This window comes from Blautia sp. 210820-DFI.6.14 (genome assembly GCF_020558815.1).
Taxonomy (GTDB): domain Bacteria; phylum Bacillota; class Clostridia; order Lachnospirales; family Lachnospiraceae; genus Blautia_A; species Blautia_A obeum.
This window is the reverse complement of sequence record NZ_JAJCKS010000010.1, coordinates 1-14,150: the sequence shown is the minus strand read 5'-3', so window position 1 is coordinate 14,150 and position 14,150 is coordinate 1. Positions and strand designations below refer to the sequence as shown.

Genomic DNA, 14,150 nt, shown 5'->3' with positions numbered 1-14,150 from the left:
GAGTGGTTTAGTCAATTCCCGTCCTGCTTGACAGTGTAGAACTACTGTGCTTTTAGCCCCAAGGGTGTGCAGAGGGAGCGGGGCTTCGCTCCCTTTGCAGGTTTATAAGGACTTCGCCCTTAATAAGTTCAAAGAACCTCGTTCTTTGCTGTTCTTTCTTACTTGCAGTAAGAAGCAGGCAGTGCTGCATAAACCGCTGCGCATCTTACGAGGTCGATCTTCCAGGTCTTTTCGTTTGGTGCATGTGCCTGTGCCTCTGCTCCAGGACCGAATCCGATGCAAGGGATTCCATTACGTCCCATAATGGATACGCCGTTTGTGGAGAATGTCCATTTATCTGTAAGTGGGCGTGCTTTTCGCATTTCTTCTGTTTCAGCATTTCCAAGACGGGTTTCACCGTACAGGTTTTTGTATGCGTCTTCAAGAGCTTTTGTTACTTTGTGATCTTTCGGAATAGCCCATGTTGGGAAGTAGCACTCGATTTCGTATTTGCAGCCTGTGTAGGAAGGACGATCATAGTTATACATGGATACAACAACGTCATCACCGTATTTCTGAACGCTTGGAAGTGCACGGATCTCATCCAGGCAGCTTTCCCATGTTTCTCCGAATGTCATACGACGGTCAAGAGATACCGCACAGGAGTCAGCTACTGCACAACGGCTAGGAGAGGTGTAGAAAATCTGAGATACAGTTACAGTACCGCGTCCAAGAAAACGAGCCTCTTCCCAGTCAGGGTTGAATTTTGGATTGAGCATTTTAACAAGACCTTTGATCTCTGTTTCGTCAGCGTCATCGTTTTCATTAAGGGAACGTACGTCCTGAAGGATATCAGCCATTTTGTAGATGGCGTTGTCACCACGTTCCGGAGCAGAACCATGGCAGGAAACACCCTTTACATCTACGCGGATTTCCATACGTCCACGCTGACCTCTGTAGATACCACCGTCAGTTGGCTCTGTGGAAACTACAAATTCCGGACGGATCTTGTCTTCGTTGATGATGTACTGCCAGCAGAGACCGTCACAGTCTTCTTCCTGAACCGTTCCGACTACCATGATCTTATATCCTTCCGGAATCAGATCCATGTCTTTCATGATTCTGGCACCGTATACAGCAGATACGAGACCACCGCACTGGTCAGAGACACCACGTCCACCGATTTCTTCTTCTGTTTCGTAACCTTCGTATGGATCGAAGTTCCAGTTTTCGATGTTACCGATACCAACCGTATCGATATGGGCATCAAAAGCGAGAATCTTATCACCGGATCCCATGTAACCGATGACGTTACCCTGTGGATCAATAGTTACTTCATCGAAGTTCAGCTTTTTCATTTCAGCTTCGATTGTTTCGATATGTTTTCTTTCATCGCAGCTTTCTCCAGGATTTTTAACGATTGCTCTTAAGAATTTGACCATATCTTCCTGATAATTCTGAGCAGCTTCTTTGATTTTGCCGTAATCCATTTTAAAGTTCCTCCCATGTATATGAAATAATTTTTGAGTTTTTGATTACTTGCTTAAAGATTCGTTTGTTCCGTACAGTCCATCCCATACGATCTCGCGGTAACGAATCGGATCGGTGTCACCTTCTGTGGAGATTACGAGAACGTTGGAGTTTTCATCCAGTTTCAGAGCTTCTTTGAGATCTTTTGCATCTTCATCGTGAAGGGCAGTGAAGCACAGACCAAGCGGAACAGAACCAGATTCGCCAGAAACGATATGCGGATCATTACCGAGCGGATTCGCATAGATTCGTGTTGCTTTGGCACTCATCCAGTCCGGGCAGGATGCAAATACAGAAACGTGATTCCTTAAGATATCCCATCCAATGGTGTTTGCTTCGCCGCATGCGAGACCGGCCATAATCGTCTGAAGGTCACCGCCTACGTTTACAAGATCACCGGATTCCTTCATAGCAGAACGGTACAGGCAATCAGCAGCACTTGCTTCGCAGACAACCATTACTGGTGGATTTTCTTTATATTTATGTGCAAAGTAACCAACGACAGCGCCTGCAAGAGAACCAACACCTGCCTGGACAAATACATGTGTCGGGCGGTCGATTCCGGCTTCCTTGAGCTGCTGGTCAGCTTCCATAACCATAGTTCCATATCCCTGCATGATCCATGACGGGATTTCTTCATATCCGTCCCAGGCAGTATCCTGAACGATGATGCCATGCTCTGTCTTGGCTGCTTCAGCTGCAGCCATTCTTACGCAGTCATCGTAATTAACTTCTTCGATGGTAACAGTTGCACCTTCTTTAGCAATGTTGTCAAAACGTGTTTTCGTTGTTCCTTTTGGCATACGGACAACTGCCTTCTGTCCGAGACGTTTGGCAGCCCATGCAACTCCGCGTCCGTGGTTTCCATCTGTTGCTGTGAAGAAGGTAGCCTGTCCGAATTCTTTTCTTAATTCTTCAGAAGAAAGAACTGCATATGGAAGTTCGCTGATATCTTTCCCGACTTCTTTTGCTATGTAACGTCCCATTGCGTAGGAACCACCAAGAACTTTGAAGGCGTTCAGTCCGAAACGATAGGATTCATCCTTGCAATGGATGCTCTTAACACCAAGATAGGATGCCAGTTCAGCAAGATCCTGAAGAGGAGTTACTGTATACTGAGGAAAACTTTTGTGAAATTCATTGGCTTTTTTTACGTTCTCTTCGGACATTAACTCGAGATGTTTGTCGTCAGATCTGGCAACGTGATTGACAGTCCATTTTAAACCTTCTGTCATTTGAAAACCCTCCTTAAAAAATTTATTTTAAACTCATAATTTTTCTTTTCTTTCTAAAACTATCATATCATAAATATGTAAATTTGCAAGAGAAAATACAAAAACTTTTAGGTTTTCACAAAAAAAGTTAGTACGCCAAAAAAAGTGTCATTTGTTGAAAATAGACAATTGCTATGATAAGATAAAACTATCTTTATACATAAGTGATGAGACAGAAAAGGAGACAATGAATATGGCTATTTTTCAGGCGTTTCGGGCATTGCGTCCTGTTTCGGAGAAGGCAGCAGATATGGCTGCACTTCCATATGATGTGGTAGATCGTGCAGAGGCGAAAGCGATTGGAGATAAAAATCCTGATTCTTTCCTGCATGTAGATCGTGCTGAGATGGATCTGCCGGATGATACAGATCTGTATGACTCGAAAGTATATGAACGCGCAAGACAGAATCTGTTGAATATGGAAAAAAATGGTGTGATGAAACAGGATGAAACACCGTGCTATTATATTTATGAACTTACCCGTAAGGGAAAGACACAGACAGGTCTGGTTGGATGCTGTTCAATCGATGATTATATGAAGGGCATCGTAAAAAAACATGAACTTACCAGAGAAGATAAGGAGCAGGACCGTATCCGTCATGTAGATGTGTGTGATGCGAATACCGGACCGATTTATCTTGCGTGCCGCTATCCACAGCAGTTGCTTGATTTGATGGAACAATGGAAAACATCTCACACAGCAGTATATGATTTTGTTGCAGATGATGAAATTGGGCATCGCGTGTGGGTGATCGACGGGAATGAGGAGATTGAGACGATACGTGAGCAGTTTGAAAATATCCCGTCTATATATATTGCGGATGGACATCACAGAGCAGCATCGGCAGTGAAAGTGGGACTTAAACGAAGAGAAGAGCATCCGGATTATGATGGAACAGAGGAATTTAATTATTTCCTTTCTGTAGTATTTCCATATGATCAGCTTAAGATCCTGGCATATAACAGAGTGGTGCATGATCTGAATGGAATGGATGAACATGCTTTTATTGCCAGTCTGAAATTTAATTTTGAACTTATGATCATGCCGGGATTTCCGTGTAAACCAGTAGAAAAACACTGCATGGGCATGTATGTGGGCGGAAACTGGTATCATTTAAAAGCATGGGAAGATGTTTATGAGAAGAAAGATGTAGTAGGTCAGCTGGATGTGTCTATCCTTCAGGAAAAAGTTCTTACACCGATTCTTGGCATTGGTGATCCGCGTACGGATCAGAGAATCCGCTTTGTAGGTGGCAGCCATAAGTTGAGTGAACTTGCCGAGATTGCAGATAAGACTGGTGGAGTTGCATTTGCCATGTTTCCGACGGCAATGGAAGATCTGATGCAGATTGCAGATGAAAATAAACTCATGCCGCCGAAATCTACCTGGTTTGAACCGAAACTTCGAAGCGGTCTGTTTATACATAAACTTTCATAATAATAAGCTCTGATACAGAGCAGTTCTCAGAAAAGGAGGAATTACGTATGGGATTGATCAAAGCAGCAGTTGGAGCAGCCGGCGGGGTACTGGCAGATCAGTGGAAAGAGTATTTTTACTGTGAGGCTATGCCAGCCGATGTGCTGGTTACAAAAGCACATAAAAAAGTTTCTGGGAGATCATCAAACAAACATGGATCAGAAAATATCATATCCAACGGATCTGTAATCGCAGTGAACGACGGACAGTGTATGCTGATCGTAGAACAGGGAAAAGTTGTAGATGTCTGTGCAGAACCGGGAGAGTATACCTATGATATGTCTACAGAACCATCTATTTTTTGTGGTGAGCTTGGAGAAGGAATAAAGAATGTATTCCAGCAGATTGGAAAAAGATTTACTTTTGGCGGAGAAGCACCAAAAGATCAGAGAGTATATTTTGTAAACACAAAAGAACTCGTGGGAAATAAATATGGAACACCGAATCCGGTTCCTTTCCGTGTAGTGGACAACAATATCGGACTGGATATTGATATTTCTATTAAATGTTTTGGGGAATACAGCTATCGAATTGCCAATCCGATTCTTTTTTATACAAATGTATGTGGTAATGTAGAACAGGATTATGAACGGGAAGAGATTGACGGTCAGTTGAAGAGTGAACTTATGACCGCATTGCAGCCGGCTTTTGCGAAAATTTCGGAACAGGGTATCCGTTACAGCGCACTTCCGGGACATACACAGGAACTTTCTGATGCACTGAATCAGGTACTTACTGAAAAATGGAATAACTTAAGAGGTATCTGCATTGTTTCACTTGGTGTGTCCAGTGTGAAAGCATCCGAAGAAGATGAAGCGATGATCAAAGAACTGCAGAGAAATGCTGCGTTCCGTAATCCGACAATGGCAGCAGCACATATGGTAGGAGCGCAGGCAAGTGCTATGCAGGCAGCTGCATCTAATCAGAATGCCGGTCCGGTAATGGCGTTTGCAGGTATGAATATGGCATCTAATGCCGGTGGAGTGAATGCACAGAATTTGTTTGCAATGGGGCAGCAGGCACAGCCGCAGATGCAGCCACAGTCTCAGCAGAGCAGTGGATGGACATGTGCATGCGGAGCTGTTAATACAGGTAAATTCTGCTCAGAGTGCGGACAGCCGCGTCCGGCAGGACCGTGGACCTGCAGCTGTGGAGCTGCTAATACGGGTAAATTCTGTTCGGAATGTGGACGACCAAGACCATAACCTGAGGAGGTGACCGGGTGGATACATTAAACTATAAATGTCCAAACTGTTCGGCTGGACTTACGTTTGACAGTAAAGAACAGAAGATGAAATGCGAATTTTGCGGAAGTACGTATTCGCTGGAAGAACTGGATAAACTGGCAGAACAGCAGGATACGGTAGAAGAAGATAAGACCGAAAAATGGAAAGGGTTTGAACCGGAACAGTGGCAGTCAGATGAGAAGTCAAATATGGTAGTGTGGAACTGTCCGTCTTGTGGAGCTGAAATATTGGCCGAAAAGACAACAGGATCAACGGTGTGTCCGTATTGTGACAATCCAATGATCATGCCGGAACAGTTTAAAGACAGTTATCGTCCGGATTACATCATTCCGTTTATGAAATCAAAAAAAGAAGCGAAACAGGCACTTAAGGCACATTACGAAGGAAAACCGCTTCTTCCGAAAGTATTTAAAGATGAAAATCATCTCGAAGAGATTAGGGCAGTTTATGTACCGTTCTGGTTGTTTGATCTGGATACTGCAGGAAGATTCAGCTATGAGGCGACAAAAACCAGAGTATGGGAAGACGATGACTATAACTATACAGCAACCAGGTTTTATCATGTTGCCCGTGCCGGAAAGATAAACTTCCGAAAAATACCAGTGGATGGTTCAAAGGCAATCGATGATACCATGATGGAGGCAATCGAACCATATGAATATCAGGATCTGACAGAATTTAATATGTCCTACCTGTCCGGATATATGGCAGATAAATATGATCAGGAACCGGATGAACTGACCGGACGTGTCTATGAACGTATGGAACAGAGCGTCAAAGACTGTTTTGAAGCGAGTGTAAAAGGATATGCAACTGTTACGCCGAAGCAGGAGAAGGTTACTGTAACGAATAAAGGCGAGGTAAAATATGGCCTTTTTCCGGTATGGTTTCTGAATACAAAATGGAATGGAAAAACATATTCGTTTGCCATGAACGGACAGACGGGACGTCTGATCGGTGACCTTCCGGTGGGAAAAGATCTGGCAGTAAAATACTGGTTCAAATGTCATATCCCGCTGACAATTGCTATGACAGCAATCGTTACAGCACTGCGATTTATGGGGGTGATCTGAATGAAGAAAATGAATCTTATCTTAAGCGGATCACTGCTTGTGATGAGCCTTGGTGTGCTTTCACCGGCTGTGGTGTATGCAGGTGCTGAGACAGAGACAGCACAGGAAGATGAAAATGGAGAAATGTCCTGGGTTTTTGATGATTGCGGGATTCTGAGTGATGATGAGATCACAGAGCTTAATGATGAACTTGCGACTATATATGATACATATGGATATGATGCCGTTCTCTGGATCTCACAGGATGTGGGAGAGGACGAAGATTATCGTCAGTATGCTGCGGAATTTATGCAGGCTAATGAAATTGGTTATGGAGATACTCATGAAGGTATGTGTATTTTCCATCAGCCGGGTGTCAGAAACATTACGATCGTATTCCGCGGAGACACGCAGAATGAGTTTTCTACGAGAATCCAGGATGAAATGCTGGATAAATGTAAGACATATCTTAAGGATGATGATCCATTCGGTGGATATCAGTCATTGATTCATGATCTGGAGGCGGGACTTGACCGCATTTCGGAAGGAGAGAATATCCGGTTGATGGATCTCAGTGATGAAGCAGTTGGCGGACGGTTCGTGAAAGATCTTCTCATGGCATTTGTGATCATGATCATTCCAACGGGAGTTCTCACCTGGTATCAGGTACGTAAGATGAAAACACGTGTGCAGCAGCCGGATGCCAGTGAATATACGACGGATAGTGGACTGGAATTGAGCGAAAAACATGATATTTTCCTGTATGAGACGGTAAGCCAGACTGCAAAAGTCAAAAACGATAATAATGATTCAGGAAGCTTTTCAAGTGGTGGAGAGAGTTTTTCGGGATCCAGCAGCGATTACTAAAATTAAGCCAGCGGGGAACTTGCCCGTTGGCTTAATTTATGAATAAAAATACAAAAAAACTTTGTTTTATACAAACAGTTAATTTGCATCAAAAATGCACAAATTGATATAGAAATACTTTACAGAAGTACAACAATGCACTAATAAAAATACAATATATAGGAAAAATGCACAAAAGGAACAGGAGAGATACAGGATTTATTGAACGAAAGTGCAATTGTAATTTGCAACAGGTATGTTATAATTTCCACTGATTGAAAACTAAACGTGGGGGTGACATCTTTGAAAAAAACAGTAACATTTTTTGGAATGCTTCTGTCCATGCTTCTGATGTGTCCGACAGGTGTCTGGGCAGCAGGAAGTGGAGAAACAACCACTCAGGTGCCGGTATGGCTGTGCATTCCTTTTGCGGGGCTGCTGCTCTGCATCGCCGTGATGCCGCTGATCAAAGCTGAATGGTGGGAAGCACATCAGCCACATGTGGTACTTATGTGGATTCTGCTGATGGTGATTCCGTTTGCAGTGGTTTATGGTACAGGCAAAGCAACAGAGACAGTTCTTGAATGTATTGTAAATGATTATCTTACTTTTATTGTTCTTCTTTTCGGACTTTTCTGTGTTTCGGGTAATATTACTATGGAAGGAGATTTTGCAGGATCTCCCCGAGTAAATGTATGTCTTCTTGCTTTTGGAACACTTCTGTCCAGCTGTATTGGAACGACAGGTGCAAGTATGCTGATGGTTCGTCCTGTGATCAAGATGAATTCGTGGAGAAAAAGAAAAAGTCATATTATGATATTCTTTATTTTTATGGTATCTAATATGGGTGGATGTCTGACACCGATCGGTGATCCGCCACTCCTTATGGGATTTATGAGAGGAGTACCGTTTTTCTGGAGTCTGCATCTGTTACCGGTTCTGCTCTTTAACATGGTGATCATGCTGTTTGTATTCTATCATGTGGATAAGCTGGCATATCGTAAAGACATTGCACAGGGACGTAAACCGGATATCAGTAAACCTGGTACAGAATTTCATATTGAAGGACTGCATAATATTATCTTCCTGGTGATGATCGTGGCAGCGGTTATCCTGAGCGGGGTACTTCCGGGACTTTCTGCGTTCCAGAATGCGGCAGGAGAAATTATGGGAATCCACATTTTCGGTGAAGTGACACTGACATTCCCGGCACTGATAGAGATTGTTATGATCCTTATGGCTGCATTTCTGTCATTTAAGACAACGGATAAGAGCATCCGTAGAAGAAACCATTTTACCTGGGGGGCTATCCAGGAGGTTGCGGTATTGTTTATCGGTATTTTTATTACCATGCAACCGGCCTTGATGCTTCTGAAAGCACTTGGACCTCATATCGGACTTTCCAGTCCGCGTGAAATGTTCTGGGCAACCGGTGCACTGTCCAGTTTCCTGGATAATACACCAACTTATCTGGTATTTCTTACCACGGCAGGAACCCTTGGTTTCCTGAATGGAGTTACAACAAGTCTTGGCACAGTTCCGGTCAAACTTTTGTCTGCGATTTCCTGTGGTGCGGTATTTATGGGAGCCAACACATATATCGGTAATGCTCCGAACTTTATGGTAAAATCTATTTCTGACGAGAACGGTGTCAATATGCCGTCCTTCTTCGGATACATAGGCTGGTCGCTAGTATTCCTTGTTCCGGTATTCATACTGGATATGCTTGTGTTCTTTATGTAAGGGAGGGAGAGTTATGTCAGAAAATATCAATCATGAAATATATACAGAACTTGCCAATCGTATTTATGATCTGGACGCAGAAGTATATCATGTTCTGGGATCTTCCCTTGGACGTACGTTTACCGGAAACCGTGATACGACGATCCGTACGTTGAGTATGCTGATGTATACAAAACCGGACGGACATCTGCTTCGAAGTGAACTTGCACTGATCAGTAATATGGCTCGTACGATCAAAGATCCGGCAGAAAAAAGCCGCCTGATGACGGAGTATGATGAGATCCTCAAAGCCATTGAGCAGCTTCCAAACATGTTTGGTTCTACGGATATTCTGGATGCAGAGAGAGTAGCACTGAATCTGGCAGCCAGAAGAGAAAAAATCTCAGAAAATGATCATTTAGTTATCTGTATCAGCCGTACACAGGGAAGTGCCGGAAATGATATTGGTTTTGAACTTGCTGATAAACTGCGAATTAACTATTATGATGTGGAAATCTTTAATCAGGTTATGAAACGACTGGAGGCAGAAAAAGATAATGTTCAGGATAAAGAGAATTTTACGGATTTCAATAAGTACGGAAAGAAAACGCATGAGAGCCTGAAGACGAAACTGAAAGAACTGAATCGTTATCATGGACTTTCCAAGCAGGATGCGGTATTCTTTAATATGAGCGATCTGATCTGCGAACTGGCAAGAACAGAGGACTGCCTGATCATGGGACGATGTGCAGATGCAATCCTTAAGAATAACCATATTCCACATATCAGTATCTTTATCAGCGCACCATTCCAGGTACGCACACAACATGTTATGGATGTTCGTAATATGGATATGAAGCAGGCTGTCCGTTTTCTGAAGAAGATGGATAAACAGCACAAAAAATATTACGAATTTTACACTGGAGAGAAATGGGGAAAACCGGAAAATTATGACCTTTGTATCAACAGTGCGAATTATGGCATCAAGGAGACCATTGATGTCATCAAACGATTGCTGAATCAGCAGACACAGTAGAAAATAAACAACGAAATAATCGATAAAAAATCCGCAGGATATCATCTGAAAGTGATATTCAGCGGATTTTTGTTCTTAAAGATTATTTGTTTACATCAATATAGCTGTACAGCGTGTACTTGGAAATGCCAAAATAATTAGCTACTTTATCACCGGATTTTGTAATCAGAAAAGCACCGGAATCATTCAGGAACTGGATTGCAGTCACCTTGTCTTCTTTGTTCATCAGAGCTACTGGTTTTCCGACCAGAGCTACGGATTCTTCAATCAGATGATCCAGCAGATCATTGACACTGTGGGTGATCTCTTTTGGCTTTTCTTCCTTATTAACGGGAGTGACCAGAGCGTGCAGTGCACTTTCGATCATGGTCAGCTTTGTAATATCATAGTTGATTCCAAATACATAATGCAAGGTGCCATCATCGTCGCGGATATAGGAAGTACTGCATTTTAGAATTTTACCGTCAGAGGTTTTCATCAGATATCCGGAATGATCCTGAATCTCGTCTGTTGAGTCGTTTCCTTTTTTGTTGTTATGCCTGATTACATCAAAAACTGCATTAGAAGGACCATCACCAATTCCTCTTCCGGTAACATGACCGTTTTCGATATAGACAATGGAATGTTCCGGATCGTTGGTTTTGAGATCGTGGATTACGATTTCACAATCAGGACCAAATTGAGAAGCAAGATCTCTTGCAATCTGTTTTAATACAGTCAGCCGTCCCATTATTATTCCTCCTCCATATTGTGGTTTGTATTGTTATTATTACTAATATAACATAAATTTTTTTTGAGATAAAGTTTTTTCAAAGAAAAATTAAGCATGCCTTAAAAAAATTGTTCGAAATATTTTTGGATGCATAGATAGTAGTTGATGCTCTGGCGGAAGAATGATATATTTAATATCATAAACAAGGATTTGTTTTTGGGGGTGAAAACTATGAAATATTTATTGAAAAACGGAACGGTTGTAACAGGCGAAAAATCAGAGCAGCTGGACATTCTGGTAGAAGGAGAAAAAATCGTACAGGTTGGGAAAAATCTTCCATCCGAGGAGGCACAGGAAATCGACGTCAGTGGGAAAATTCTTTTTCCGGGTTTCATAGATGGTCATACACATTTTGATCTGGAAGTAGCAGGCACAGTAACGGCGGATGATTTTGAGACTGGAACAAAAGCAGCGATTCTCGGGGGAACTACATTTGTCATTGATTATGCATCACAGGATAAGGGTGGACACACTCTGAAGGAAGGACTTGATAAATGGCATAAGAAGGCAGATGACAAATGTTCCTGTGATTATTCTTTCCATATGTCGATCGTGGAATGGAATGAAAATACAGAACAGGAAATACAGGACATGATCGATCATGGAATCACCAGTTTCAAACTGTATATGACATATCCGGCAATGATCGTAAATGACTGCGATATGTACAAAATTCTGAAAAAACTTGGAAAATGTGGCTGTTTTGCAGGCGTACACTGCGAGAATGCAGGAGTGATCGATGCGCTGATCGCAGAAGCAAAAAAAGAGGGAAGGCTTGGACCGGAAAATCATCCACTGGTGCGTCCGGACACGATGGAAGCGGAAGCAGTTCACCGTCTGCTCGTGATTGCCAGAGAGGCAGATGCACCGGTGATGGTAGTACACCTTACAAACAAAAAAGCATTTGAAGAAGTTATGCATGCAAGAGCGAACGGACAGAAGGTATATGCAGAAACATGTCCACAGTATCTGCTGCTTGATGACAGTGTGTATACGAAACCGGATTTTCAGGGAGCTGTTTATGTCTGTGCACCTCCGATTCGCAAAAAAGAAGATCAGGACTGTCTGTGGGAAGCGTTGTCACGAGAAGATATCCAGACAGTAGCTACGGATCAGTGCAGTTTTACACTTGCACAGAAGGCCCTGGGCAAAGATGATTTTACAAAGATACCGGGGGGACTTCCGGGAGTCCAGACACGCGGAACATTACTTTATACGTATGGGGTAAAGGAAGGCAGGATTACGCAGGAACAGATGTGTAAGCTTCTATCCGAAAATCCGGCGAAGCTGTATGGCGTTTATCCGCAAAAAGGTGTGCTTGCACCAGGAAGTGATGCAGACATTGTAGTACTGGATCCGGAAAAAGAAAGTGTGATATCTGCTGCCACACATGCTTATAATACTGATAATAATCCATTTGAAGGAATCAGACTGCGCTGCGGAATTGATAAAGTATTTTTAAGAGGCAGTCTGACGGTAGACGATGGCCGACTGGTAAAAGAAAAACTCGGAAAATATATTGCCAGAGGAAAAAAACAAATGTAAATATTTCTGCTGGAGAGAATACATGAAAAGATTAATTGATAAACTGCATCAGGAACAGATGCTGACTGCAGAAGAGTTTCACCGACTTTTGGCGAATCGTTCAGAAGAGACAGATCAGTATGCACGGGAGCTGGCAAATCAGGTCCGGCAGGAAGTGTACGGAAATAAGATTTATGTACGTGGTCTGATCGAATTTACCAATTACTGTAAAAATGACTGCTATTATTGTGGAATCCGTCGGAGCAATCAGAATGCACAGCGTTACAGACTGACGGAAGAAGATATTCTGGAATGCTGCAGGCAGGGATATGAGCTTGGTTTTCGTACCTTTGTTCTACAGGGCGGCGAGGACGGCTTTTTTACAGATGACAGGATCGTACAGATCGTACGAAAGATTAAAGAACAATATCCGGATTGCGCACTGACTCTTTCCATAGGAGAAAAATCAGAAGAAAGCTACCGTGCATACAGAGAGGCAGGGGCTGACAGGTATCTGTTACGACATGAAACGGCTGATCCACGTCATTATATGCGGCTTCATCCGCTGGAAATGTCCGGAGAAAACCGCAAAAGCTGTCTTCGGATACTTAAGAAACTGGGCTATCAGACGGGAGCAGGATTCATGGTGGGTTCACCGTTACAGACAGTGGATGACCTCGTGGAAGACTTTTTGTTTCTGAAGGAGCTTGATCCGGAAATGGTTGGAATCGGGCCGTTTATTGCACATCAGGATACCCCATTTTGCAATGAAAGAAGTGGAACGCTGGATGATACACTGTTTTATCTTGCATTGTTGCGTCTGATGCTCCCGAATGTGCTGCTTCCTGCAACGACTGCCCTTGGGACGATTCATCCAAGAGGAAGAGAAATGGGTGTTTTGTCAGGTGCCAATGTTGTGATGCCGAATCTTTCTCCTGTTTCAGTCAGAAAAAAATACATGTTGTATGATGGAAAAATATGCACAGGTGACGAAGCTGCGGAATGCAGAATGTGTCTCAGCAGACGGATGGAGCGGATTGGCTGTGAAGTCGTTACAGACAGAGGAGACTACAAAAAAAGACTTGCATAATATAGCGGAATTGGGGTATAGTGTTGATAGGCTTATGCGTTATAAAGGAGGAAATTATTTCTATGAAGAAATCCAGATTACTGATCGTGCTGGCCGGATTGGCTGTTGTGGCATCCGGATGTGGATATAGCACGGGAGGAGAAGACTCTACTGTGACTGTGATTGAAGCAACTCCGACACCAACCCCGGAACCTACACCAGAAGCAACCCCGACTCCGGAAGCAACACCAACTCCGGCGGTAGAAATGGCTCAGACAGCAAGTGGTGTGAATATCATAAAACAAAGCGGAACTTATTATGCTGTAGAGGGTGTAAACGTACGCTCTGACTGCAGTACAGATGCGGATATCATTACAGGAACACTTGTTGGACAGCAGCTGACCAGTACAGGTGTGAGCGAAGATGGACAATGGGTAGAGGTGAGCATCAATGACCAGACAGGTTATGTGAATGCCCAGTATGTATCTACAGAAGCTCCGGCAGGAGCTGCCACTGCAGATGCAGCAGCACAGACCACAGCCCAGTAGTAAGATATTTTACAAAAAAGGGGCTGTCGCTTTAACGATTAATAAATCGTGAAGCGGCAGCTTCATTTTTGTTG

At 43.1% G+C, this 14,150-nt stretch carries 12 protein-coding genes; 9 read left to right on the top strand and 3 right to left on the bottom strand.

Features of this window, described 5'->3' with window-relative positions; all coding sequences use genetic code 11:
* Positions 1 to 158: 158 nt before the first annotated feature.
* Positions 159 to 1,469 carry a YgeY family selenium metabolism-linked hydrolase gene (locus LI112_RS09300; RefSeq protein WP_005422434.1) on the bottom strand — a complete coding sequence of 437 codons (1,311 nt, stop codon included), beginning with the start codon at positions 1,467 to 1,469 and terminating at the stop codon, positions 159 to 161.
* A gap of 45 nt (positions 1,470 to 1,514) precedes the next feature.
* Positions 1,515 to 2,744: a diaminopropionate ammonia-lyase gene (gene dpaL, locus LI112_RS09295; RefSeq protein ID WP_173897997.1), complete on the bottom strand. Its 1,230-nt coding sequence runs from the start codon at positions 2,742 to 2,744 to the stop codon at positions 1,515 to 1,517.
* A gap of 232 nt (positions 2,745 to 2,976) precedes the next feature.
* On the opposite strand from dpaL, the gene LI112_RS09290 reads away from it, so the two are divergent.
* From LI112_RS09290 to LI112_RS09265, 6 genes are all read left to right on the top strand, one after another.
* Positions 2,977 to 4,221: a DUF1015 domain-containing protein gene (locus LI112_RS09290; protein ID WP_173897995.1), complete on the top strand. Its 1,245-nt coding sequence runs from the start codon at positions 2,977 to 2,979 to the stop codon at positions 4,219 to 4,221.
* 47 nt (positions 4,222 to 4,268) lie between these two features.
* Positions 4,269 to 5,465 (top strand): SPFH domain-containing protein, encoded by a 1,197-nt coding sequence (locus LI112_RS09285; RefSeq protein ID WP_227190614.1) that lies wholly within the window; start codon positions 4,269 to 4,271, stop codon positions 5,463 to 5,465.
* A 17-nt stretch (positions 5,466 to 5,482) separates the two neighbouring features.
* On the top strand, positions 5,483 to 6,580 hold the full coding sequence (locus LI112_RS09280; RefSeq protein WP_227190613.1) for a hypothetical protein: 1,098 nt from the start codon (positions 5,483 to 5,485) through the stop codon (positions 6,578 to 6,580).
* Positions 6,581 to 7,426, top strand: a complete 846-nt coding sequence (locus LI112_RS09275; RefSeq protein ID WP_005422445.1) for a TPM domain-containing protein — start codon at positions 6,581 to 6,583, stop codon at positions 7,424 to 7,426.
* A gap of 282 nt (positions 7,427 to 7,708) precedes the next feature.
* Positions 7,709 to 9,148, top strand: a complete 1,440-nt coding sequence (locus LI112_RS09270) for a sodium:proton antiporter (RefSeq protein ID WP_227190612.1) — start codon at positions 7,709 to 7,711, stop codon at positions 9,146 to 9,148.
* Positions 9,149 to 9,161: 13 nt separating this feature from the next.
* The gene (locus LI112_RS09265; protein ID WP_227190611.1) at positions 9,162 to 10,163 is read left to right on the top strand and encodes an AAA family ATPase; all 1,002 of its coding nucleotides are present in this window, start codon (positions 9,162 to 9,164) and stop codon (positions 10,161 to 10,163) included.
* 82 nt (positions 10,164 to 10,245) lie between these two features.
* On the opposite strand, the gene LI112_RS09260 is transcribed toward LI112_RS09265, so the two are convergent.
* Positions 10,246 to 10,893: a transcriptional regulator gene (locus LI112_RS09260; RefSeq protein WP_055065597.1), complete on the bottom strand. Its 648-nt coding sequence runs from the start codon at positions 10,891 to 10,893 to the stop codon at positions 10,246 to 10,248.
* A 213-nt stretch (positions 10,894 to 11,106) separates the two neighbouring features.
* Between LI112_RS09260 and hydA the strand changes: the two genes are divergently transcribed.
* The 3 genes from hydA (at position 11,107) to LI112_RS18275 (ending at position 14,076) form a co-directional block, all read left to right on the top strand.
* A complete protein-coding gene (hydA, locus tag LI112_RS09255) occupies positions 11,107 to 12,480 on the top strand; it encodes a dihydropyrimidinase (RefSeq protein ID WP_055065598.1) in 1,374 nt (457 codons plus the stop codon).
* Positions 12,481 to 12,502: 22 nt separating this feature from the next.
* Entirely contained in the window at positions 12,503 to 13,549 is a 1,047-nt protein-coding gene (gene hydE / locus LI112_RS09250; RefSeq protein ID WP_022388469.1) for a [FeFe] hydrogenase H-cluster radical SAM maturase HydE, read from the top strand.
* Between the two features lie 62 nt (positions 13,550 to 13,611).
* Positions 13,612 to 14,076, top strand: coding sequence for an SH3 domain-containing protein (locus tag LI112_RS18275; RefSeq protein ID WP_022388468.1), 465 nt, complete (start codon positions 13,612 to 13,614; stop codon positions 14,074 to 14,076).
* Positions 14,077 to 14,150 lie beyond the last annotated feature (74 nt).